Below are 25460 nucleotides of genomic sequence, written 5' to 3' on the forward strand. Positions count from 1 at the left end.
TTTTTAGCTTGAGTTTTGCAGGTGCAAAACTCAAGCTATAGTGTTTTTTGCACATCCGTGTGCGAGTATAAAGGTAAGCTATGAACGATTACGGAAAAATAAACGAGTTTAAGAGTACGGGAGAAAAGCGTATTGCAGCCCTTCAATCATGGGCTGAAAAAAACAAAGAAACGCTTCCGCCTTTGAACAAACAAACGAACAATCACATTCACACGATATACAGCTTCAGCCCCTATACCCCGTCTATGGCCGCTTTAAAAGCGCGTGAAGCGGGACTTTCGGTTGCAGGCTCCGTAGACCACGATTCCGTATCGGCTGCCGCTGAAATGACCGATGCGTGTCACATTCTGGGTATGGGAAGCGTTACCGGCTTTGAAGTACGGGTAAGTTTTAAGCATACGCGCTTTGCCGATATGAAACTTAACAATCCCGATTCGGCAGGCATTGTCTATATGACGGTACAGGGTATTCCCGCCTCCAAAAGAGAATTGGCCGCATTGTTCTTAAAGCCCCTTCAGGAAGCCCGTAAAAAACGCAGCATCGCAATGACGGAAGCTTTAAATGAGATTATAACCGAAGCGGGCTTAAAACCGCTGTCGTATGAAAAAGACATTGAAAACTTATCGAAAAAGGATGAGGCCGGCGGCGTTACCGAACGTCATATTTTGTTTGCTTTGGCAAAACGCTTTACGGACATCTACGGTATCGGCGAAGAACTCTTAAAAAACCTGAGAGCACGTTTTAACTTGTATATCGAAGGCAAAATAGCCGACAGGCTCGCAGACGCTTCAAATCCGCATTATCTCTACGATTTGCTCGGTGTTTTAAAAAGCGAATTCTTACCGCGTATTTTTATTCGGCCCGGAAGCGACGAATGTATTCCCGCCGAAACGGTTACCGCCTTTGCCCGATCAATCGGGGCGATTCCCGCCTATGCTTATTTGGGCGATATAACCGAATCTCCGACAGGCGATAAAAAAGCCGAAAAATTCGAAGACGACTTTTTGGACGATTTATTCCCCGTTCTTAAAGAAGCGGGATATCTTGCGGTAACCTATATGCCCCCGCGGAACACAAAACAGCAGCTTTTGCGCGTGCGCCGCTTGTGCGAAAAGTACGGCTTTATGGAAATATCGGGTGTAGATATAAACAGTTCGCGTCAGGAATTTTCCTGCCCCGAACTTTTGGATGAAGACTTTGCAAGCCTTACCGATGCCACATGGGCACTTGTCGCCCACGAAGCGCTTTCGTCCTATAAGACAAAATACGGTTTGTTTTCGCCGGAAAATCCCCTTTGTGCAAGTGCATTAAACAGCCGATTAAGCCTTTATGCCGATTTGGGAAAAAAATTGTTTCCGGCCGGAACAATGACCGTTGAAGAAGCGGCTCAACAGATAAAAACACAATGCGCGGCACATCATGTGTAAGCCGGCACACGAAAAATTAAAACGGAATTATATCAGGAGGATATATGAATAATGCCGTATTTACAGCTCCCCTTATTCGCGGAGCTGCCATACAAAAAGCGGGAAAACCGTGGACGGTCCGCTTTTTCGATAAAAACCCCGCCCCTTCTCAAAGTCCTGTCCGTATCCTTATTGATACCGACGATGAAAAGGCTGCAGCCGAAACCGTGCACAAAGCCTTTGATACGGTAAAAGAAGGCGGCAAAACCGCAATTCCCGCCTTCATAGAAGCGGTATACAAGGGAGAAAGCGCCTTTTTTATTACCGCCCCCGATATGCCTTCTCTTAAAGCGGCCCAAAGCGGAACTGCCGCGTCATGGCCTATTGACAATACACTTCCTGCAAAAGCGGGAAGCGCGGTTTGTCCTTCCTGCCGCGCCGACGTTGTAAAAAACCGTGTTGCCCTCGTTACCGGCGGCGCTCAGGGTTTCGGCGAAGAAATCGTACGGGGGTTGATAAATCAGGGTGCGATTGTTTGTATAGCCGACTTGAACATTGAAGGAGCCGAAAAGCTCGCTTCGGCCTTAAATACCGAATACGGCAAAGAAGTCGCTTTTGCGGTAAAGGTAAACGTTGCAGATGAAGAATCGGTTCGGGAAATGATTAAAACAATCGCCCTTAAAGCAGGCGGCTTGGATTTGTGCGTAAGCAATGCCGGAGTACTGCGCGCTTCAAGCATTTTGGAACAGGACATCGCGTCTTTCCGCTTTGTAACCGACATAAACTACACGGCATTCGCCATTGTTTCAAAACACTGCGCCGCTCTTATGAAGCGTCAAAATGCCGCCTGCCCCTCATGGACAAGCGATATTATTCAAATCAATTCAAAGTCCGGATTGGAAGGCTCAAATAAAAACGGCGCATACGCCGGCGGAAAATTCGGCAGTATCGGTTTGGTGGAAAGCTTTGCCCTTGAATTGGTCGGCTACGGTATAAAGGTAAACGCCGTATGTCCCGGAAACTTTTTCGACGGTCCGCTGTGGTCGGATCCCGAAAAGGGCTTATTTGTACAGTACTTAAAAACGGGTAAGGTTCCCGGTGCAAAAACCGTTCAGGATGTAAAAGCCTTTTACGAGGCAAAAGTTCCGATGAACAGAGGCTGCTCCGGTCCCGACGTTTTAAGAGCCGTTCTCTACCTTGTAGAACAGGTGTATGAAACAGGGCAGGCCCTGCCCGTTACCGGCGGTCAGGTAATGCTGCATTAATACTAATAAGGATGGGCCGCAAGGCGCGGCATAAATAGTACCGCACCTTGCTTCCAAAGTTTGCCTTCGGCAAACTTCCGATATTTATTGCACTTCCTCGCTGTGCTGCGGAAGTGCCGAAAAAATATTTTTCGGGATTTGAAAATCCCTCAAAATATTTTTATAGGAGTAGTTATGAACTATGCTGTTGCCGTTATAGACATCGGCATGACGAACAAAAAGGTTGCCGTATACGACGAAAACCTCCGCCAGCTCGATGCGGTGTATAAAAACTTTGAACCGCTGAAGGTAAAAGAACCGGCAAGCGGGCTTGAAGTAGACGCCCACGATTTAGCCGGTATGGAAGAATGGTTTTGCGCTCAGCTGCAAGTCTTTGCTCAAAAATATCCGATAAAGGCTTTGTCGGTAACAACGCACGGGGCAACCTTTGTGTGTATTGACGACAAGGGCAAGGTCTGCGCACCTTGTGTATTGTACACCCATGAGCCGGGAGAAAGTTTCCAAACGGACTTTTACACGCTTTGCGGCACAAAGGAAGAATTACAAAAAACAACGTATACGCCTCCCTTCGGCTCTCTTATAAATCCGGCAAAGGGCATTATGTATATGCAAAAATATTTCCCCGGCGAATTTGCAAAGACAAAGACAATCCTGAACTTCCCGCAGTATTGGGGACATGTCTTTACGGGTATTGCGGGAATCGAACCTACCTATTGCGGCTGTCACAGCTATTTGTGGAACCACAAAAAAAGCGATTGGTCGCCCGTTGCCGACAAACTGAATATACGCCCCCTGCTTCCGGTCAACTATAAAAACACGTGCGAAACCTTAGGAACCATAAGCGAAGAGACTGCCAAACGCACCTGCTTGGATAAGTCGGTTATCGTTACGATGGGTATCCATGATTCAAACGCGTCGCTTTTACCCTACCTTGCAAAAAGCGATACGGGCGACTTTGTACTTAATTCAACGGGAACCTGGTGCGTCTGCATGCACCCGCAGGACAACCTTGATTTTAACGATGAAGATATCGGCAAAATAGTATTCTTTAATCAGTCGGCATTCCGTCAGCCCGTAAAAACATCAATCTTTTTGGGAGGGATGGAATTCGATACTTACATCAGCTTGTACAAAAAGGTAAATAAAACCGACGACTTTCCTTCGTTCGGTTTTGATGAAACACAAGCGGTATTGAATGCAAAAGATACCTTTTTGATGCCCGAAATGGTTGCAGGCTCGGGACAATTTACCGGTTCAAAGCCGGGCATTTGGGAAAAAGGAACGTTTTATTCTCTTGAAGGTATGCAAAAGGGCAGCAAGCTTCCGGAAATCATACGGAATGAAAAGCGCTTTTTCGCTCTTTTAGACTTATCGCTTGTGATACAAACCGAAACGGCCTTACGCCGCGCAGGATTGAAAAAAGGCACAAAGGTGTTTACCGAAGGCGGATTCCGTAAAAACAAACTGTACAATGCTCTTTTGGCCGCCGCTATGAGCGAAAACGATTTTTTCCTGACGAGTATAAGCGAGGCTACGGCCTGCGGCTCGGCAATGACGGCGATTATGGCCTTGAGCGGTAAAAAAATCTGCGAATTGGGTGAAGCTGCCGATATAAGTTATCAGGCGGTTGACAAAGCTCCCGTTAGCGGGTATGAAGAGTATAAAAAAGCATGGGAAAAGCTGATTTAAACGGCTGCCCCATCGGTTAGTTTTATAGGAGCGGTGATGTCCGAAAACTGAAAGTAAGCTCCGCTTACACGGTTTCCGGAAGGTTTTTATAGGAGTCACGATAAAAAGCAATGTAAAATATCGCCATTGCTTTTTATCCGTAGTTTGCCTTTCGGCAAACTGAAGCTGTCTAAAAACTTCAATTTTTTGGACAGCTACCTTGATTCTAAATGCGATGTTTTAAATTAAGTCATTTCGATATAAAGACTTAATTTAAAACTCGACGGGCTGCCAAAAAAGTAACCGACTTTTGAGGCAGCCCCCACTTCCTCGCTACGCTGCGGAAGTGCTGAAAAAGGTCTTTTCGAAAACTGAAAGTAAGCTCCGCTTACACAGTTTTCGGAGGTTTTTTATAGGAGCGGTCGCAAGGGCGCGGCACAAATGGTGCCGCTTCTTGCTTCCACAGTTTGCCTTTCGGCAAACTGTTAATATGTATTGCACTTCCTCGCTACGCTGCGGAAGTGCTGAAAAAGGTCTTTTCGAAAACTGAAGTTTTCTCAAAGACCTTTTATAGGAGTAAAAATGAAAACAAAGGCTGTACGTTTATACGGTGTAAATGACTTACGGTTGGAAGAATTTGAACTTCCGCCGATTAAAGATGATGAAATTCTTGCAAAGGTTGTATCAGATTCGGTATGTATGTCGAGCCATAAATTGGCTATGCAGGGCGATGCTCACAAGCGCGTGCGTGCAAAGCTTTCGGAAAATCCGGTTATGATCGGACACGAGTTTTGCGGTACGCTCGTAGAAGTGGGGAAAAAGTGGCAAAGTCAATTTAAAGTCGGACAAAAGTTCGCCATTCAGCCTGCATTGAATAAAGACGGAACCTTATGGGCACCCGGTTATTCCTATGCCCATATCGGAGGCGATGCAACCTACATCATCATCCCTGCCGAAGTTATGGAACTCGGCTGTCTTTTGGAATATAAGGCCGACAATTACTTTATGGGCTCCCTTTCGGAGCCGGTATCCTGCGTTGTCGGAGCCTTCCACGCCCAATATCATACCACCGCCGGCAGTTATGAGCACCGCATGGGCATTGTTGAAGGCGGCTCTCTTGCCCTTTTGGCGGGAGTAGGACCTATGGGATTGACGGCAATCGACTATGCGATTCACAACCCGCGCAAACCAGGCTTTATGGTTGTAACCGATATCGACGATGCGCGCTTAAAGCGTGCGGAAAGTTTATTGCCTCCGTCGGAAGCGGCAAAGCACGGCGTAAAGCTCGTATACCTGAACACGCGCGATATTGCAAATCCCGTTGAAGCATTAAAAGAATTAAACGGCGGAAAACTCTTTGACGACGTATTCGTATTCGCACCCGTCAAACCCGTTGTGGAATTGGGCGACGCCCTGTGCGGTAAGGACGGCTGTTTGAACTTTTTTGCAGGCCCCACCGATCCGACTTTCAGCGCAATGTACAACTTTTACAACGTACACTACGAAGCCCACCACGTAGTCGGAACCTCAGGCGGCAACACGGACGACATTAAAGAATCGCTTGATATGATGGCCGAAGGCAAACTGAACCCCGTAGCCATGGTTACCCATGTAGGCGGTTTGGACCAGGTAGCGGACACGGTTATCAATTTGGATAAAATACCCGGCGGTAAAAAGCTGATTTATACTCACAAAAAACTGCCCCTTACCGCCTTAACCGATTTTGAAGAAAAGGGTAAAACCGCCCCCCTGTTTGCCGAGCTTGCAAAACTCGTCAAAAAGAACAATATGCTGTGGTCAAAAGAGGCCGAAGACTATCTTTTGGAGCACGCTCCGGATTTATAATAACGGATAATCCCGATTTTTTAAATCGAATCGAAAAAAAAAGCCGGCGGTTTTTACAAGCTGCCGGCCTTTTTGGATACAGAGAATACTGCCGATTTTATATAGTTCCGATTCCGTAATTGTCTATAACAAAATCAATGTCTTTATCGCCGCGGCCGGAAAGATTTACCAAAATCGATTCACGTTTATGGGCAGCCGCATATTTAAAAGCGTAGGACACGGCATGGGCGCTTTCCAATGCGGGAATAATACCTTCATAACGCGACAGTTTGAAAAACGCTTGCAAACATTCATCGTCATTTGCGGTTGTATATTCGACACGTTTGGTATCTTTGAACATGCAGTGTTCGGGGCCGCTTCCCGGATAATCAAGGCCGGAGGCGATTGAATACACCGGAGCCGGTTCACCCTTGCCGTCCTGTAAAAGGTAGGTACGGAAGCCGTGCAAAACGCCGGCTGTACCAAAGGAAAGACTTGCCGCATGTTCTCCCGGTTTAAAGGAGCGGCCGCCGGGTTCTACACCGACGAGTTTTACGCTTTTATCTTCTACAAAGCCGCTGAAAATACCTGCGGCATTCGAGCCGCCGCCGACACAGGCGGTAACCGCATCGGGTAATTCTCCGGTCATTTCCAAAAACTGTTCGCGCGCTTCAACTCCGATAATATGCTGAAAGTCGCGTACAAGCATCGGGAAAGGATGCGGCCCGACAACCGAACCGATACAATAAATGGAATTAATTGGGTCCTGAAGATAGGCGTCAAAGGCGGCATCAACCGCTTCTTTAAGCGTCTTTAAGCCGTGTGTAACGGGAACAACATTTGCTCCCAAAAGCTGCATGCGCGCAACGTTCGGATGCTGTTTGGCAATATCGACTTCTCCCATATAGATTTCACATTCAAGACCGAAATAGGCGGCGGCGGTCGCCAAAGCCACGCCGTGTTGTCCCGCACCCGTTTCGGCTATGAGCTTTTTTTTACCCATGTACTTTGCCAAAAGACCTTCGCCCATGCAGTGGTTTAATTTATGTGCGCCCGTGTGATTTAAGTCTTCGCGTTTTAAATAGATGCGTCCGCCATACATTTCCGATAAGCGCTTACAAAAATACACGGGCGTCGGGCGTCCTTGAAAGTGCTTGCGGATTGAACGCAGTTCGCTTATAAACTCATGACTTTTGCTTATCGAATAATAGGCGTCCGTAATTTTATCCATTTCTTTTTGCAGTTCATCGGATACAAAGGAACCGCCGTATTCGCCGAAATATCCCTTTTCATCGGGGAATTGTTTTAAATAATCCATCTTTTCTCCTATAAAAAGTCAAGAAGAAAGTGTCAACTTTCGATTGACTTTTTACACACGTTCGCAACGCAGTGAGAACGTGCATATAATAAAGCGATGTTTTGCGTTTGGGCGCAAAACTCGACGTTGAAACACCGAACACCATTTGTGTGAGGTGTTTCAACCCTTCTCCTAATAAAAAGTCAAGAAGAAAGTGTCAACTTTCGATTGACTTTTTACACACGTTCGCAACGCAGTGAGAACGTGTATTTAATACGCCGATGTTTCTATATATAGAAACACTATAGCCTAAACGTCTTTTTTTGTCAACAGAAAATTATAAAAAACAAACCAATTATTTACACTACATGAATAACTTCACGCGGTTTACTTCCGTTTGCAGGGCCAACGATACCGCGTGCTTCCATATCCTCTACAAGGCGGGCGGCACGGTTATAACCGATTTTAAGCCGGCGCTGAATATAAGACGCAGAAGCTTTTCCCGCCTGCATAACAATTTCCAACGCCTTATCATACAAGGGATCTTCGCCTTCGCTGAATACGCCGGGATCGAAATTTTCTTCTTCATCATCGACAAAAATTTCATCATCGATATAGTCGGGTTCTCCGTACTGTTTCACATACTCAACCACATTTTCCACTTCGGTATCCGACACAAAGGTTCCTTGTATACGAATGGGAAAGGGATCGACGGCTCCGGCATACAGCATATCGCCCTTGCCTAAAAGTTTTTCAGCCCCGACTTGATCGATGATAATACGACTGTCCATTTTTGAGGCAACCATAAAAGCGATGCGCGAAGGTATATTCGCTTTGATAAGACCGGTTATAACATCTATTGACGGCCGCTGTGTTGCAAGCACCAAATGAATACCGACGGCGCGGCTCATTGCGGCAAGGCGGGCGACGGTGGATTCGAGTTCTTTGCCCGTAGTCGCCATAAGGTCGGCAAATTCGTCAACAATCAAAACAATATAAGGTAATTTTTCCGTTGCGATTTTACGTTCGATAATACGCTTATTGTAACTTGCAATATCCCGCACCCCCATACCGTCCAAAAGGGCATAGCGCCGTTCCATTTCGCACAAGCAGTACTGCAAAGCTTGAAAAGCTTTTTTCGGCTCGGTAATGACGGGAGTAAGCAAATGGGGAATATCGTTGTATAATTTCAATTCGACAATCTTCGGGTCTATTAAAATCATACGGACATCCTGCGGTGAACGTTTATATAAAATCGATAAAATCAAACTGTTTACACAAACAGATTTCCCCGATCCGGTTGCACCGGCAATAAGCAAATGCGGTGTTTTAGCTAAATCAAGCACTTGGGCATCGCCGGCTATATCTTTACCCAACACAACCGGAATAGCCATTTTTTTAAAGGCGGGAATGTCGGTATCTATTAGTTCTTTGAAACTGACAATAGAACGTTCTTTGTTCGGCACTTCTATACCGACAGCATGTTTACCGGGAATGGGAGCTACAATGCGCACGCTTGATGCGGCAAGCCGAAGTGCTATATTATCCCCAAGTGTAACTATTTTACTTAATTTAACACCGGGTGCAGGTAAAATCTCAAACATCGTAACAACGGGTCCCTTACGAATACCGGTAACCTCCGCTTCGATTTTAAATTCGTTTAGAGTTTCTTTTAAAGCATCAGCCGAGCGCCGCGTTTCGCCATCTATAAGCCAATATTCACCGCCCGGATATTCGGTCAATAATCCCGAAGTGGGTACCGTATACGGTTTACCTCGCTGCCGCTTCGGAACGGAAGGAATACGATGCGCCGCCGTATTTTTTTCTTCTGCAGCTTTGACAGCTTCGGTAAACTCCGACGATTCATTCGTATCAACAACTTCAAACTCAAAAGGATTATTTAGAAATTCCGCTTCATCGGGATTTTCAAATAATTCACCGGAAGGAACTTCCGTTATCGAAGTGTGTTCCCCGTTTTCCGCCGCTTCTTCGATTTCAAAATCATCGTATTCTTCAAATCCATCTATTTCTTCATAGTCTTCATCGGGCACATATTCGGCTTCAATATGTTCGGAATCCGCTTCCTTTATCATCGCTTGGCTGAAAAAAGGGGGTCGGTTTTCGCTTTCGACTTCTTCATCAACAGAATCGGCGTCAGGAATTTCATCAAAATCCGCAAAAAAAACTGCCGGCTCCGGCTCATCAAGATTTTGACTTACCGCATCGTGTTTATTTTCCGTAGGTGCCGCTGATGCCGATAAAACGGATTCTGCTTTATTTTTCGGTTTTTTATCATTTTTCCGTTGTTTTTTATTTCTAACAGTGCTGATAAAAAAATCGCCTATCAAACCGATTGCAATATATTCAATCAAACACAAAAGAACGCTGACTAAAACAAAGGTTGTAATGCGAATAATACCGATAGTAAAGGTAGGGGCAGTAAATATTTTTTTTACAAAAAACTCGACCGCGGCAACGGTAAAAAACGGAACAACCGAAAACAGTAAGTACAATACTTTTTTTGCAGACCACTGCGAAGAAAAAAGCATAAGTCCTGCAATAAAAACATATAGCGGAATTAAAAAAGACGAAAAACCGTATACGGAAAAAAGCATACGGCCGAATCTATATAAAAAAACGGCCTTAATCGGATCCGTAAAACCGAAATCGAGAAATTGCAGTATAAGAGAAACCGTACACAAGGCGGAAACGGCAAGCACTATAATACCGGCGGCCATAAAACCGCGCTCAGAACGCTTCATGAGTAACTCCATCATCTATTTATCGGAAAAAAATGAGGTAAAGCTTAGCAAATAAATATGCTGAAAAGATACCGCGCGGCAGTAAAAATCAGTGAAATTTATGCATATAGTGCCGGAGTGTTGCCGAATCGATTAACGAGGGAACAACACCCGTCCTTGTTATGGAAAATCCTGCCGCACATACGGCATATAATAAAGCATCGGACAGTTCTTTGTCTTCCAATAAACAAACGGCTAATGCAGATATAAAAGCATCGGCAGCTCCGGTTGTATCAACCGCCGTAAAAGGAGCGGCAGGGACATATAGTTCATGATCCCTTTGACACATATAACATCCTTCACTGTCAAGCGTTACTATAATAGTTTTGACTCCTCTTTCCAAAAACCATGCTGCCTTTTCTTTTATAGTTCCTACGATAGGACACAAAAGGTCCAGTTCTTTACGGTTTGGAATAAAATAGTCTATTCCGCTTAAAAGCGTTTCATCAATTTGTGCAATAGCGGACGGTTTTAACATAATTTTAACTTTATTTTTTTGTGCAATTTCGATGACTTTTTTTACCGCCGGCATAGGGATTTCTGTTTGTAAAAGACAAAATGCGGCATCCGTAAACAATTTTTCATTTTGCGAAACCGTATCCGCACAAACGGATAGATTTGCTCCTCCATAGAGCACAATACCGCTTTCGCCGTCCGCTTGAACATGAATATAAGCTTTACCCGTAGGTTTTTCACAATCAATGAGTACAGCAGATGTATCCACCGTATTTTCGTGCAAAACGTTCAAAATTACATTACCATCAAAATCCCTGCCTATACCGCCGATTAAAGAAACCTTCGCTCCAAGTTTTGCTGCGCCGACAGCTTGATTTATCCCTTTACCTCCCGGTATCATTGAAACACTGTTTGCAGGAACGCTTTCACCTGTTTGCGGATGATTTTTTACTGAAAGCAATATATCCATATTTATACTTCCAATAACAATAATACGTTTTGAACGGAACCTGGAGGGGAAATCCATACTCTTGGTATTTTTACAAATAAATTCTTCACTATAGGAAGGCTTTTTAAGCTTATTTTTTTCAATTCTTTGTATCAAACAATTACAAACATATTTTCCAAAATTGTATAAAGATAAGGAAATAACCGATAGCGGCGGAAACGGCTTTATATTCATTTCATCATCAATACATAACACAGAAATATCACGCGGTATACAAAATTTATGAACTTGGGTATATTCATATACCCATAATGCTTTATCCCACCCACAGCATATAATTGCCGAACAATGATGAACGGATAGTGCTTCTTGTAAATCTTTTGATTCAATGAATGCACTATGATGATCGAACAAACAACGTTCCACCCCTTGCCGTATTTTTTGCTCCCAAAATTCAGTTTTATCACATAAGCAGTATATTTTTCTATGACCCAATTTGATAAGTTCTTTTGCAGCTGCATAACCGGCCTTTGTATAATCGTACACAATACCGAATTCCGATTTTTCAGCATTCAACATAACAAAAGGAATTTTGTTTTGAGTTAACAAAAAAATACTTTGCATATTTTTTTCATCAACAGGTTCCCACAAAAGAGCATCCGGATTATTTTTACACAAAGCTGCAATATTCTTTCTTTCGTTACCGGCGGAAGAGGAAAAGCAAATCTGCACTTGATATCCTTGTTTTTCGGCTTCCGTTAAAAAACCGTATTGAAAGGAATCATGCTTTCTAATACCGGACAAAAAGAGTCCTAATAAAAAAGTTTTTGAATTCGTATTTTTTTTTTATAAAATCATAGGGTTTATAACGGTAATCTTTAACGATTTTAAGTACACGTTCACGCGTTTCCGTTTTTATACCGTTATCCTTTCCGTTAATTATCTTTGAAACAGTTGAAATTGAAACACCTGCAAGTTCGGCTATATCGTTAATTGTCAAACAAAACCTCTTCGGCACTCGGAATCGATGTTTGCGCCCCCCGCCGTGTAACGACGATTGTAGCTACCTCATTTGCATAGCGCACAGCCTGCACTAACGAAAAACCGGAAGCAAGGCGTACCGCCAATGCCGCCGTAAAGGCATCTCCCGCAGCAGTGGTATCGACAACCGGCACGGAACGCACCGAAAGCAAGTGTTTTCCTTCTTTTTCGGAGTTTATATACGCACCTTTTGGGCCGAGAGTAATGAGCACATTTTGTATTCCCTTCGCACGCAGTTTATCCGATGCTTCTTCACAGCCTTTTACTTGTTCGCCTAAAAGTTGGGCAGCTTCATTTTCGTTTGGTTTTATAATGTCGATATAAGAGTATAATTCCTCAGGGAATTGTTGCGGTACGGGTGCGGGATCCAGGATAACGGTTTTTCCCAATTCTCTTGCACGTTTTGCGGCATAAACAACGGTTTTTAGAGGGATTTCCAACTGGCATAACAAAATGTCGCAATCTCTTATCAAACAATCATGAGCCGCAATATCCCGTTCCGTTACAGTTGCGTTTGCGCCGGGAATAACGATAATACTGTTATCTCCTTCATCATTTACGGTTATCCAAGCCAAACCGGTTGATTTATCTTTGCGAACCAAAAGATGTGATGTATCGACTCCGGCGGAGGAAAGACTTTGTTTTTCGATATCGGCATATGAATCGGACCCGACAGCCCCGAACATTGTTACATGTGCCCCCAAGCGGCCGGCGGCATAGGCTTGATTGGCCCCCTTTCCTCCCGGTACCAATTCCATATTACCGGCTAAAATCGTTTCCCCGGCGACAGGCATGTGAGGCACGTTTACCACCATGTCTACATTCAAACTTCCGATAACAAGTATTTTTTTCATTATGTATCCTCCGTTCTAAAAGCTCCTCAATCGCACTTCGACAAAGATTCCGTAAACCACAACCGGAAAGCCGGAACATCCACATCGATAAACACGGTTGTATTTGCTTTTTTTTGTAAAAAACCGTTCATATCGACAACGGAACAGCCCGCAGTTAAAGTTCCCGACAATTCAATATCGGCAAACACTTGGGCGCTTGTAAAAAGTTCGGGCTTTAAAATATAGGCGACGGCACAGGAATCATACATGCGCAAGCCTGACGTGAAGGTTCCGCTCCGGTATTTTTTTAATAGGGCATACAACATAGTGCCGGTTTTTCCAAAACTCCGAATCTTTTCTATATCGGCTCCCGGAATACTTGCTTTTCGCCCGATATCCAAGTCGGCCATCACAAGGGGAACACCTGAATCGAATACCATTTTTGCCGCATGAGGGTCGGTTGCAAAATTGAATTCCGACATAACTCCTTTGTTCCCGCGTGTTAAAGAACCGCCCATAATAACAAGACGCGAAATGTGCGGCTTTACTTCGGGGTACATTGCAAACAAAAGGGCTATATTTGTCAACGGACCGATAGCAGCAAGGGTAATTTTTTCCTCAGCCATTATCACTTGACGCATTTTTTCAACCGCGTGTTCGGTGCAAAAAAGCGACATATCCGGTTCTGGAAAGTCAAAACCGGCCAAACCGCTTTGTCCGTGAACATGGGAAGCGTCTATAAATTTTTCTATAAGAGGCCGTTCGGCGCCGCGCGCTACGGGTATTTTTTTATTCCAAAAGGTGAGCAGCTTCAGAGCATTTGCGGTTACCTTTTCCAGCGAAACGTTGCCGGCGACAGTTGTAATTAATTTAACATCAAGTTTATCGCTGAACAAAGCAATCGCCAAAGCTACGGCATCGTCTATACCCGGATCCGTGTCTATAATGATTTTTTCTTTATTCATAATTGCTCCTGCGACAATAAAAGACTGCGAGTAGTTTCTCTTTCAACAAGCGACACCGGTAACTTTATAACGGCACGGGTTTGTTGTTCATCGATAAGATTCACCGTTGCAGACACAATAGTACGTCCCATTTTTACAACGTCTTGTTTATATGTTGTAAGAGCAGGATTTACATACGAACCGATATTGATACCGTCAAAACCGATAATTTGTATTTTTTCGGGAACTTTTATTCCGTTTTCAATAACAGCGCGTAGAGCACCCAATGCAATTGTATCGGTAACACAAAATATTCCGTCAATTGCAGGATTTGTTTGCAGCATATGACACACAAGTTTATAACCGCCTGAAAAAGATACATGGGTAAAAGACGTATATACGGATATTCCCAAAAAATGTGCATGCTTTTGTGCCGCACGAATTCTGTTTTCTGCCCCGTAAATATGGCGTTCATCGCCTATTAGCAAAATATTTCGTGCCCCTCTGTCATAAAGTGTTTGAACAGCATTTTTACCGCCGGCTTCATTATCGCTACAAATTAAGCACTTTTGCTTTATGGAAATATTTTTAATATTCCTGTCTACAAGAATAACCGGAATCTGAGCTTGTTCAAGAGCGGAAGAAAGTTTGCCGCCGGCAGCAGCTATAATTACAGCCGCAACTTGATTATCCAACAGTGAGTTTATATAAAATTCTTCCGTTTCGACATTTTCATCGGTGTTGCATAAAAACAACGCATATCCTTCCGAACGCAGGCCGGTTTCAACTTCTTTTACAAGCATTGAAAAATATTCATTTGAGATATCGGGAATAATAAATCCTACAAAGTTTGAATTACGGGTACGTAAATTTCGTGCAATGCGGTTTCGCCTATATCCGAGCGTATTTACCGCCTCCATAATTTTTTTATGTGTTGCCGGCGCAACATATCCGGACTTATTGAGAGCACGGGATACGGTTGATTGAGCGACACCGACAACCCGTGCAATTTCCGCGATACAAAGCTTTTCCATACGCACAAGTGTACACTATCACCGCTGCGTTACGCAAGTCTATCAAAGGCACTGTATGCCGCACCTAAAACACCTGCATTATTTGTGTCTTCCGAAAAATAGAAAGATGCACTTTGCTGCGGATACGGATACCGCAGCCTTTTTTTTACCTCAGATATTAATTTCTCTTTGGGAAACCCCTGCATAGATACAATACCTCCCCCAAAGACAACGGCAAAGGGATCAAAAATATTCATTTCCGCCGCAGCAGGATATGACAGTAATTCTATAAATTCATTTGCAAAAGTTTCATCTTTATGATATCTAAAAAAATCCTTTATTTCCGTTTTCGGATATTTTTTCTTTATCTGTTCTACCAGGTATTTTCCTGAAGCAATCGTTTCCACACAACCCGTATTTCCGCAGGAACATAATTCATTATTCATGTAAAGAGGAATGTGCCCCAGTTCACCGGCAGCACCGTTAGCCCCGCAAAAGAATTTCTTATGTATATAAATTGAATTTCCAAATCCCGTACCTATATAAAATCCCAATACAGGGCTCAATTCTTTTAATCCCAGTTTTTCTATATCATAGCGAAGTAAAAGATTTACGTCTTTTTCAAGGAACACGGGTATATTAAAGCGTTCTTCAGCAAGTTTTACCATTTCTATACGGTCAAGCCCTGAGATATTCGGCGTTTGAAGGATAACCAGTTTATCTTTTGAAATTATTGAAGGGAACCCGAAACACATAGCTGAAACAGATTCTTTTCCTTGGCATAAAAAATCGTCAACTAAATTTAAAAAATTACTGACGGTGTTATCTTGATCCGCAAAAATTGCAGTTGAAATTGTTAAATCGCGGCATATAGATAAATCGGAAGCTACAATACCCATCCGAGTATTCGTTCCTCCGACATCAATACCCAGAATATATTCTAAAGACATTATAAGGTGCCCCGCAAACAATATGCATCATCTTCTTCATATACACGATATAAAAAAGGGATTCTTTCCAATGCAGAGTAATCATATCCCGACTGTGCAGGCCAAACACTGTAAAAGAAAAGACTTTCATCTACACAAACATTCACTGTTCGATGATTCCAGCCGCCGGGAATATAAACCGCTTTTCCCGGTACTAATTCTTCATATTTAAACTCGGAATCATGTTGCATTAAAACAAGACCCTTACCGCTTATTCCTAAATATATTTCCGCACACTCTTTACATATGTGCCCGTGCCCGCGCGTCATAAAAAATTCACCGGCACACAGCCCCGGTAAGATTTCCGTAGTACACTGTAAAAGTTCTCCGGCTTTTTCATCCACCGAACGTTTAAAAACACGATAAACAACTTTGTCGGACATCGCTAAAGCCGAATTTTTATCTGCAAAAGAATCCGCCATTTCTCCCAATGTAACGACAGACTCCGCATTTGCTTTATCGAGTTTTTTTGTATCCTTGTCAATATAGGTATAAAAAGGTTCTACAGTCATATTTTCTCCTTATTTAAAAATCGGATTATAAGTTATAAAACAGCTTCATTAAATAAAAACAGCATTTTTTCCCATGCCGTTTTTATGTCGGGATCAAGGCCGAATAGACCGGAAGTACCGACAACAAAAATCTCGCCGCCGGCTTTTACAAGATCGGCGAATGTACGGCGGTTGCAGGAACCGTCAATCTCTACTGCATATCCGTAGCCGTTTTTTTCACGTATCTCACGGATATTTTCAATTTTTTTCAACATTTGTGCAATAAACGGTTGCCCTGCAAATCCGGGATCAACGGTCATTACGGTAATTTTATCTGCAAATTCAAGATAGTACTCGGCATGTTGAACGGAAACTTCAGGATTAAAGACAAGCCCGACTTTTATATTTCGTTTTTTAAGTTCGTCAATCAAACGAAATGCTTTGGCACCTATAGTTTCAGGATGTAAAGATATAAAATCACTGCCGGCATTAATACAGGCATTCATAATTTCTTGCGGATTTTGTACCATCAAATGTGAATCGATAGGCTTAGCACTCAATTTTTTTAATTCGGAAATAAAAAAAGGAGAGAGCGTAATATTGGGGACAAAATGACCGTCCATAATATCTATATGGAAATAATCGGCAACAGTATTTAAAAAAAGTATTTGTTCCTTAAAGCGGGTTAAATCCATACACATGAGTGAAGGTGAAAATTTATACATACATTTCTCCTATTTCTTTTTTGAAACAAAATGATCCAAATACACTGAAATAATAATCAATGAACCCATAACAATTTGTTGATAAAAGGTAGGGACATTTAATATATTCAAGCCATTATTAATTACTCCGATAATTAAACCTCCTATAACAACACCCCACACACGGCCTATCCCTCCAAAAAAACTGGTTCCGCCGATTATCGTTGACGCAATGGCATATGTTTCAAAGCCTATACCGGCTTGCGGTTCGGCGGCACCCAATCTTGCAATAGTTACAATTCCGGCAAGACCTGCGGCAAAACCGGATATGATAAAAGCTAAAAGCGTATGTTTTTTCACGGCAATTCCATTATACCATGCGGCATTTTTATTACCTCCTATAGCGTACAGATTACGACCGGCCTTTGTCCGCTTTGTGAACCATGAGCACAAAGCCGCAAATGCAAGGGCTATAATTACGGGAACCGGAATCCCCAGCAAAACACCGCTGACAGTTTGCATAAAAACCGGGGGGAAGCCGAAAACGGAACGCGCATTTGAAATAATAAGGGTAGCTCCCCTGAAAATAGCCTGTGTACCCAATGTTATAATAAACGGATGTAAACCGGTAGAATTAACCAATGCCCCGTTAAAAGCACCAAGTACAATTCCTAAAAACAATCCCGCCGCAATAGCGACAATTACAGGCATCCCCGCAGTTAATAATTTTGCAGACACAAGTCCCGTTAACGCCATGACAGCCCCGACAGAAAGATCTATTCCCGCTAAAAGGATAGCAAAAAATTCTCCTATTGCAATAAGAATAGTTATCGAACTTTGTAAAAAAATTTGAACGATATTTTCCGGAGTCAAAAAATATCCGTTGGAAATAATACCGATAAAAAGTACAAGAAAGATTAAAATAGCAAGCGTTCCGAACTTTGACCAAAAATTTCTAAATGAATAAATCTTCATACCCTTTCCCTGTAATTTATAATTCATATATGATTTATGATTTTTGCCGGACAAAAGAACCGGTAGCTGCGCGCATAATATTTTCCTCAGTAGCGGAATCGGCAGACATTTCTGCTGTAATTTCACCTTTATTAAAAACAATGATTCTATCACTTATAAAAAGCAATTCCGGTAATTCCGAAGAGACCATAATAATCCCTTTACCCGAATCTGCAAGATTTCTCAGAATTTTATAGATTTCCGATTTTGAGCCGACATCAATTCCCCGAGTAGGCTCATCAAAAATAAAAATATCGGGATTACATGCAAGCCATTTGCCTATCAAACATTTTTGCTGATTACCGCCGGACAATTCCGTAATATATTGATTGGCGGAAGTATATTTTATATTCAGCAGTTTTTTTGCCTGTTCGGTAACCTTTTTATCAAGTTTTGGAGAAATCATCCCCCACATACCGCCCATCTTTGAATTGAGAATCTCGGATGATACGGAAATATTTTCCTGAATTGAAAAATTGCCGAAAAAACCTGTTTCTCTTCTATTTTCTGTAATAAAGGCAATGCGGCTTTTTAAAGCTCCATAAGGATTTTTATGTGTCAGTTTTTTCCCATTTAAGAAAATACTACTTTTTGAATCCGTCGGTACTACCGAAAAAATAGCTTCCATTAGCTCCGTTCTCCCCGACCCTATAAGCCCTGCAAAGCCCAATATTTCTCCCTTTTTTAATGTAAAACTGATATTTTTAACCCTTTGATCAAGCCGAGAAAGATTATTGACGGTCAAACAGGTATCATATAGTGAAAAATCTTTAGCGGATACCTGTCTGTTGCGATTTAATTCTCTGCCGACCATCATCGATATCATTTCATCGACAGTTATATCGGATGCATTTTTCGTACCGATATATTTTCCGTCTTTTAATACCGTTACGCGGTCTCCGACAATGGGAATTTCTTCAAGCTTATGTGAAATATATACAATTGCCGCATTTTCCTTTTTTAGTTTTTGTATTATCGCGAAAAGCTTTTTTGTCTCTTCAACAGTTAACGAAGATGTAGGCTCGTCCATAATAATGATACGTGCTTTTGCCGTAAAAACACGCGCTATTTCAAGCAATTGCTTTTCCGCAATGGATAAAAGGCCGGCACTGTCATTCGGATTATACTTTAAGCCTAATTTTTCAAGAATTATTTTTGATTGTTCATATATCTTTACATTATCAACAACAGGTAAAAAGCCGATTTTTTTCTCAGGCAAACAACCTAAAAATATATTTTCTGCAAGCGATAATTCATCAATAATACTTAATTCCTGATAAATAACACCTATCCCGAGTTTTTTTGCAAGCGCCGGCGTTAGATATGCATAATCAGTGTTTTCAATCGTAATCGACCCTTTGTCGGGAATAAAAACACCGCTCAAAAGCTTTATTAAGGTTGACTTACCGGCACCGTTTTCACCGAGAATAACATGAACTTCACCGGAACACAGATCCCAATTAATATCTTCAAGAGCATGAACCCCTGTAAAGGTTTTTGTAATATTACTCATCCGTACAACTGTTTTCATGTATTTCTCCGATTTTAAAAGGGGCATTTTATACGGAAATATTTTTTAAATACCCCTTTTTGAAAATCATTAAATTATTCGGTTATAAGTTTTGACTCGACAGCAATAAAATCGGGTTGCGCGTTTACTGCAATTTGCGTACCGGACTTTACAGCAGCTATCATACGGCGTAAAGATTCGGCTCCGATTTCTGCAGGATCCTGAGCGACCGTTGCAGATAATTTTCCCTGTTTTATAAAAGATAAAGCTTCTGGATCTCCGTCGGTTCCGACAACTACTATTTGGCCGGCTTTACCGGCATTAATAACCGCTTGTACCGCTCCTAACGCCATAGTATCGTTTGCACAATAAATACCTTTTAACTTCGGGTAGCGTTGAATCATATTCGCCGCAACGTCAAGAGCCTTTGTTCTATCCCAATCGGCAGGCTGACTTGCAACGAGCTTTATATTCGATTTTGATTCAAAAACTTTTTTTGCACCGTTTTTACGGTCCTCGCCCGACGCATTTCCGGCCATGCCTTCGATAATGGCAACTTCACCGCCGTCAGCACCCAATTTTTCAATGATAAACGTTGCACCCTTTGCGCCTACCGCTTTGTTATCGGTTGTAATAAAAGCAAATACATTTGCTTGCGCATTTTTAAGCTGTCCCATATCTACCCGTTCATCAATGTTTACCAGTTTAACCCCTTTTTTATATGCTTGGGCGGCAGGTTGAACAAGGTTAATAGGCGACAACGGCGCAAATCCTATGGCAGCATACTTTTTTCCGAGCAGATTTTCAAATTGGCGCAACTGTCCTTCCGTATCACTTTCAGATTGAACGGCAAAAACATCAACCTCTACCCCCTGTTTTTTCGCTTCTTCCAGAATTCCCTCTTTCATTGCAGCCCAAAAAGAGTTTCCGAGCGTTTTTAAAATAATAGCATACTTCGGTGCGCCGTCTTTTTTTTCTTCTGTAGTACCCTTTGCCGATAAAATTGATACGGAACAGATCAAAAATAAAACAAACACAACAAACATGATTCGTTTTTTGTTCATTTGAATATCCTCCTTAAATGAACCGTTAATTTGTGGAATCGATTCCACAAATTAACAATAAACCATGTTTTTGAATCTGTCAAGGATTTTGTATAAGAATTCGAAAATCAGCCGGTATTTTTGCCCTTTACTCATGCAATTTTTCGGCAAGTTTTTTTATAGCCGATAAAAGTTGTGTTTTCTTTTTTTCGTCATAAAAATCGCATAAGCGTTTTAGACAAAGAATTTCGTTTTTTAACAGCTCGAACTTTTGAAGCGGAAGCTCTTCGGGCGTATATTCGATAAGGGCGCTTCCCGTATGAGTATTGCATTCGACATGTTTAACCGCTGCATGGGATTCGACGGCGGATTTTAAAGCGTCGGCAACGGCAGCATCTTTTAAAACGGCATGGCGCAGCCGTATACGGCCCGGAAAAAAACTTGAAATAACCATACTCGCTCGCTTTTTTCAAACAAGGGGGCGCATTGCCGACATGCCGACCGCAACGGTTGACGCATTATGCAGTAAAGCGGCGGACGACGATGAAAGCAGCCCCGAAAGCTCGCCGGCAATCAATGCGGAATTGACGCCGATAATAATATCGTTGTTGGTTTGTATGCGCTCAATCAAATTCATTGCAATAAGGCGCAAAAAAGGCAGCGAATGCAGCCCGTCCGCAGGCAGCAGAATATCGGCCGTTTCGCTTGCAATGGCGGAAGCTTGAGCCATTGCAATACCGACATCGGCAGCCGAAAGCGCAGGCGAATCGTTAATACCGTCACCGATCATAACAACCCTACGCCCCTGTTTTTTCAGCTTTTTAATAAAATCGGCCTTTGTGTCGGGCAGGGCTTGAGCTTCATAGCTGAGTATGCCTGTTTTGTGCGCAATGGTACGCGCCGTTTCGGGACCGTCGCCGGTAAGCATAATGATGTTTGCAACACCGAGTGCATACAAATCTTTTATCACATCCATTGCTTCGGCACGCACGGGATCCTCTATTGCGATAATACCTGCAAGTTCGTTGTTGATTGCCAAATATAATTGAGAACAACCGGATTGTCCGAGTTCTGAAATTACGCGCTCAACCTCCGGAGTTTTCGGAATTTTTTCATCGTCAAATATAAAATGAGCGCTGCCTATTCTCAATTCGTCTTTTTTCAGCGTAGATACCAAACCGTGTGCTAAGATGTACGATACCTTCGTATGTTCTTCCCGATGATTGATTCCGCGCTCTGCAGCTTCTTTTACAACGGCACGTGCCAAAGAATGAGGAAAATGCTCTTCCAAACAAGCGGCAATTTTCAATACCTCCCGTTCGGTTTTACCGCCGAAGGCGACAATACGCTTTACCTTCGGAGAAGACTCGGTAAGAGTTCCGGTTTTATCGAACACAATGGTGTCGGCACGGGCAAAATCTTCCAAAAATTTTCCGCCTTTTACGGTAATGCCCATTTGTGCACAGTTTTTCATTGCGGCAAGTACGCACACGGGGGCGGACAGTTTCATCGCACACGAATAATCTACAAGCAGCGTAAAGGACGCCTTTACAAAATCGCGCGTAAACGCGTAGGTAAGGCCTGCAAGCAAAAAATTATAAAATACAAGCTTATCCGCGGTGCGCTCGGAGCGGATTTGCGAAGCGGCTTTAAGCGACTGCATACGGTCAATCATAGAAGCTATTTTACTGACGCGCGTTTCTCTGCCGCACGCTTTTATGCAAATATACAACTCTCCTTCTTCTACGATTGTAGAAGCGAATACCGAATCTCCCGCATTTTTTTGTACCGGCAAACTTTCGCCGGTCATCGCCGCTTGATTAACGGTAGCTTCTCCCGACACCACCGTTCCGTCTGCAGGAATAACCGAATTGGCACGGACTACAATCGTATCTCCCGTTTTCAGCATTGAAACGGAAACCGAAGATTCGTTTCCGTTTTGAACGATTTGTACCGTTTCCTGCGTATTTAAAAAGGATTGGGCAAGGTTATCGTATGATTTACGCCGCGTGTAATCTTCCAAAACATCGCCCATGTTTAAAAACATTGCGATGGTATTTGCCGTATTAAAATTGCCCGAAGCATACGATAAAGCTAAGGCCGTTGCATCAAGGGTAGCGGCGCAAAAAGGCATACCCGATAAAACGGCATTGATACCTTTTTTTATCCGCGGCGCTATCGCAAATATGGATAAGAATTTACGCAAGGGCAGAGGAAAAAGCTTTTTTATAAAAAACTCTATGCAAAGAAATAACAGGGATTGCAGCAAGCTTTCCTGTACTTCCGAAACGCCTACGTGCACTAACAATTCTTTATTTTCCAAATACGAATCATCCAAAGCTTTTACATAGGCGATTGCTTGATTTTCCGTAATATCGGTATATTCAATTAAAATACTGCCGGAAACGGGATTTACCGTTACCGAGTCGATTCCGTCCTGCAAAGACACGAGTGTTTGCACAAGTGCAGCTTGCGCGGGAACAAGAGATTTCCGGTCATACCGTAAACGCACGCGTCCCGGCAATCGGTGAGCAATATAAAAATCCATACGTTACCTGCGGCATACCTCAAAACAATAAGCTGCTTTTTTAAAGCCTTCGGGGTATGCCTCTGTGTTATTTTGCGGCGGCTTTGGTTTTTTTATTGAATTTCGCTTCCGCGGCAATATCCTGCGCGTCTTCTTTTACCGTTTCAACAAAGGCGGACGCATCGTCTTTTAACTGCAAGCCCGCACTTATAACCTTCGCGCATACTTTTTTAAAACCCGCTTTACGGGCAACCGCAACCGTCAAACCGCCGACCGCTAAACCGACCGCAAATGCTCCCCATTTTGTCATAACACACCTCCGCTTATCCGACTACAACATTTACTTATTTTCAAATTACTTTACTATAACATGTTTTTTGATGCCCTGCAATATGCCGAAAAGCCGCCGTATTTGGTTTCTTCTTTACTTTTTTTTACAAAAGAATATACTATAAGAATTATGAACAAACTTGCTGAATTTCTTCCCGCATTTATGCATTTTTCGCGTCTTGAAAGCACAAACCTCATCCTTTTGTTAGGCCTCATTTTACTGTTGGGCGCTTTAGGCGGGCGCTTGTTTCAAAAACTGAAAATTCCTCAAGTGGTCGGCTATATCGTCATAGGTATTTTAATCGGACAATCGGGCTTTCAAATATTGTCGGCAAACGTTATCACCGCATTGGATCCGCTTTCAAGTATTGCCCTTTCCCTCATCGGCTTTATGATAGGCGGAGAATTAAAAGCACAAGTTATAAAAAAATACGGAAAACAATTTGTCGGTATTTTGCTTTTTGAATCCATTGTTCCCTTTATTATCGTATCCGTTTGTATATCGGCAGTGTCATTTGCGGTAACAAAAAATGCGCCGGCATCGCTTTCTCTCGGCTTAATTTTAGGAGCGATTTCTTCGGCCACCGCACCGGCAGCGACAACGGACGTACTGCGCGAAAACAGAACGCGCGGCCCGCTTACAACCACGGTTTTAGGTATAGTGGCAATGGATGATGCCGTTGCCCTTGTATTATACGCCCTTGCTTCTTCCGTAGCTGCAAGCCTTTTGGGAGCGCATACGGCAAGTTTCGGTAAACAGCTTTTATTATTGGCATACAATATCGGAGGTTCCGTGTTGCTCGGAAGCCTTATAGGCTTTTTTTTAAGCCTTATTATCCGGAATGTTATGACAGACCCCGGCCGTATTTTAGGGTTTTCGCTGGGTGCACTTTTTTTATCCGCAGGCATTGCAGGTTTTTTGCACTTGGACATGATTTTAGCGGCAATGGCATTGGGCTTTTTTATGGTAAATTTTGCGCCCGCTAAAACAAGGCCGACCTTTACCTTAGTCGAAAATTTTACGCCGCCGATTTACGTTTTGTTTTTTGTACTTGTCGGGGCAAAACTCAATGTATGGAACGTAACCGCCTTTGTCGCCCTTCTTGCAGTATTATACGTTTTTTTACGTACAGTCGGAAAAACAATCGGTGCAACGTTCGGTTCCCGTCTTACAAAGGCTCCCGAAGCTGTCCGTAAATATCTGCCCTTTTGTCTTTTAAGTCAAGCAGGAGTGGCAATCGGGCTTTCAATATCCGCAGGCCACGATTTTGCCGGCAGCGTCGGCCCCACCGTTTTACTTATCATCACCGCGACAACCTTTATCGTACAGCTTATAGGGCCGGTATGCGTAAAACACGGTATCGAAAAGGCCGGCGAATGCAATTTGGATATTACCGAAGAAGATTTAATGAAAACCGTAACCGTTTCCGATGTTGCATGGAACAATCAAAAAGTTTGTTCGCCTTCATCACCGGCTATCGTATTTGAAACATCGAAATTAAGCTCCATATTGAATTCATTCAGCCGGCATCCGAATTTAAACTATGCGGTAAAAGATGCGGAGGGAACATTGACGGGTTTTATTACTTTGGAACGGTTAAAAGATGCGTTAATAATGTCGGACTGGTATGAAAGCCTTTTAGCAATGGACATTATGGAACCCGTACATATTGTATGCTCGCCTCAAACAACGATTACGGATTTATACACACTGTTTTCAAAAAATGATTGTACCGCAGTTCCTATCGTCAGCGAAAACAACAAAACCATGGGTGTTATAGAAAAAAATGCGGTAGACCATTTTTTACGCCAGCAAGTAATTGCACTGCATAAAAAAATTGCAAGTTTAGGATAAT

21 protein-coding genes are annotated in these 25460 nt (G+C 42.8%); 5 read left to right on the forward strand and 16 right to left on the reverse strand.

All coding sequences use genetic code 11. From position 1 onward, the window contains the following. Nucleotides 1-80 precede the first annotated feature (80 nt). The 4 genes from H0R92_RS11750 to H0R92_RS11765 all read left to right on the forward strand — a co-directional run bounded on the left by H0R92_RS11750 (nt 81) and on the right by H0R92_RS11765 (nt 6184). Nucleotides 81-1427 carry a PHP domain-containing protein gene (locus tag H0R92_RS11750; RefSeq protein WP_432965007.1) on the forward strand — a complete coding sequence of 449 codons (1347 nt, stop codon included), beginning with the start codon at nt 81-83 and terminating at the stop codon, nt 1425-1427. A gap of 44 nt (nt 1428-1471) precedes the next feature. Next, a complete protein-coding gene (locus H0R92_RS11755; RefSeq protein ID WP_432965010.1) occupies nt 1472-2671 on the forward strand; it encodes an SDR family NAD(P)-dependent oxidoreductase in 1200 nt (399 codons plus the stop codon). Nucleotides 2672-2845: 174 nt separating this feature from the next. Next, nucleotides 2846-4360 (forward strand): FGGY family carbohydrate kinase, encoded by a 1515-nt coding sequence (locus H0R92_RS11760; RefSeq protein ID WP_432965013.1) that lies wholly within the window; start codon nt 2846-2848, stop codon nt 4358-4360. Between the two features lie 561 nt (nt 4361-4921). Next, nucleotides 4922-6184, forward strand: coding sequence for a zinc-binding dehydrogenase (locus tag H0R92_RS11765; protein ID WP_432965016.1), 1263 nt, complete (start codon nt 4922-4924; stop codon nt 6182-6184). Nucleotides 6185-6281: 97 nt separating this feature from the next. On the opposite strand, the gene trpB is transcribed toward H0R92_RS11765, so the two are convergent. The 16 genes from trpB to H0R92_RS11845 all read right to left on the reverse strand — a co-directional run bounded on the left by trpB (nt 6282) and on the right by H0R92_RS11845 (nt 23584). Next, nucleotides 6282-7481 carry a tryptophan synthase subunit beta gene (gene trpB / locus H0R92_RS11770; RefSeq protein ID WP_432965019.1) on the reverse strand — a complete coding sequence of 400 codons (1200 nt, stop codon included), beginning with the start codon at nt 7479-7481 and terminating at the stop codon, nt 6282-6284. A 338-nt stretch (nt 7482-7819) separates the two neighbouring features. Beyond that, nucleotides 7820-10222, reverse strand: a complete 2403-nt coding sequence (locus H0R92_RS11775) for a DNA translocase FtsK (protein WP_432965022.1) — start codon at nt 10220-10222, stop codon at nt 7820-7822. Between the two features lie 88 nt (nt 10223-10310). Continuing rightward, a complete protein-coding gene (locus H0R92_RS11780; protein WP_432965025.1) occupies nt 10311-11969 on the reverse strand; it encodes a PfkB family carbohydrate kinase in 1659 nt (552 codons plus the stop codon). Beyond that, nucleotides 11956-12165 carry a LacI family DNA-binding transcriptional regulator gene (locus tag H0R92_RS11785; protein WP_432965028.1) on the reverse strand — a complete coding sequence of 70 codons (210 nt, stop codon included), beginning with the start codon at nt 12163-12165 and terminating at the stop codon, nt 11956-11958. The genes H0R92_RS11780 and H0R92_RS11785 overlap by 14 nt, the downstream gene beginning before the upstream one ends. Beyond that, on the reverse strand, nt 12155-13060 hold the full coding sequence (rbsK, locus tag H0R92_RS11790) for a ribokinase (RefSeq protein ID WP_432965031.1): 906 nt from the start codon (nt 13058-13060) through the stop codon (nt 12155-12157). Before rbsK ends, H0R92_RS11785 begins: the two co-directional genes overlap by 11 nt. A gap of 26 nt (nt 13061-13086) precedes the next feature. Then, entirely contained in the window at nt 13087-14004 is a 918-nt protein-coding gene (gene rihC, locus H0R92_RS11795) for a ribonucleoside hydrolase RihC (protein ID WP_432965034.1), read from the reverse strand. Continuing rightward, entirely contained in the window at nt 14001-15017 is a 1017-nt protein-coding gene (locus H0R92_RS11800; protein ID WP_432965037.1) for a LacI family DNA-binding transcriptional regulator, read from the reverse strand. The genes rihC and H0R92_RS11800 overlap by 4 nt, the downstream gene beginning before the upstream one ends. Before the next feature lie 29 nt (nt 15018-15046). Continuing rightward, complete coding sequence (gene alsK, locus H0R92_RS11805; RefSeq protein WP_432965040.1) at nt 15047-15946, reverse strand: allose kinase; 900 nt, start codon at nt 15944-15946, stop codon at nt 15047-15049. Next, the gene (locus H0R92_RS11810) at nt 15946-16497 is read right to left on the reverse strand and encodes a glucose-6-phosphate isomerase family protein (RefSeq protein WP_432965042.1); all 552 of its coding nucleotides are present in this window, start codon (nt 16495-16497) and stop codon (nt 15946-15948) included. Before H0R92_RS11810 ends, alsK begins: the two co-directional genes overlap by 1 nt. 32 nt (nt 16498-16529) lie before the next feature. Next, nucleotides 16530-17201 (reverse strand): D-allulose 6-phosphate 3-epimerase, encoded by a 672-nt coding sequence (alsE, locus tag H0R92_RS11815; RefSeq protein WP_432965044.1) that lies wholly within the window; start codon nt 17199-17201, stop codon nt 16530-16532. 9 nt (nt 17202-17210) lie between these two features. Beyond that, on the reverse strand, nt 17211-18182 hold the full coding sequence (alsC, locus tag H0R92_RS11820; protein ID WP_432965046.1) for a D-allose ABC transporter permease: 972 nt from the start codon (nt 18180-18182) through the stop codon (nt 17211-17213). Between the two features lie 7 nt (nt 18183-18189). Then, a complete protein-coding gene (locus H0R92_RS11825) occupies nt 18190-19725 on the reverse strand; it encodes a sugar ABC transporter ATP-binding protein (protein ID WP_432965049.1) in 1536 nt (511 codons plus the stop codon). 74 nt (nt 19726-19799) lie between these two features. Then, nucleotides 19800-20768: a D-allose transporter substrate-binding protein gene (gene alsB, locus H0R92_RS11830; protein ID WP_432965052.1), complete on the reverse strand. Its 969-nt coding sequence runs from the start codon at nt 20766-20768 to the stop codon at nt 19800-19802. Between the two features lie 127 nt (nt 20769-20895). Further along, a complete protein-coding gene (locus H0R92_RS11835; RefSeq protein WP_432965055.1) occupies nt 20896-21201 on the reverse strand; it encodes an HMA2 domain-containing protein in 306 nt (101 codons plus the stop codon). Between the two features lie 15 nt (nt 21202-21216). After that, a complete protein-coding gene (locus H0R92_RS11840; RefSeq protein WP_432965058.1) occupies nt 21217-23295 on the reverse strand; it encodes a heavy metal translocating P-type ATPase in 2079 nt (692 codons plus the stop codon). Nucleotides 23296-23362: 67 nt separating this feature from the next. Further along, the gene (locus tag H0R92_RS11845) at nt 23363-23584 is read right to left on the reverse strand and encodes a DUF6110 family protein (protein WP_432965061.1); all 222 of its coding nucleotides are present in this window, start codon (nt 23582-23584) and stop codon (nt 23363-23365) included. 150 nt (nt 23585-23734) lie between these two features. Between H0R92_RS11845 and H0R92_RS11850 the strand changes: the two genes are divergently transcribed. Next, nucleotides 23735-25459 (forward strand): cation:proton antiporter domain-containing protein, encoded by a 1725-nt coding sequence (locus H0R92_RS11850; RefSeq protein WP_432965064.1) that lies wholly within the window; start codon nt 23735-23737, stop codon nt 25457-25459. Nucleotide 25460 lies beyond the last annotated feature (1 nt).

This window comes from Treponema sp. OMZ 840, assembly GCF_050937815.1.
In the GTDB taxonomy this organism is placed as follows: domain Bacteria; phylum Spirochaetota; class Spirochaetia; order Treponematales; family Treponemataceae; genus Treponema_C.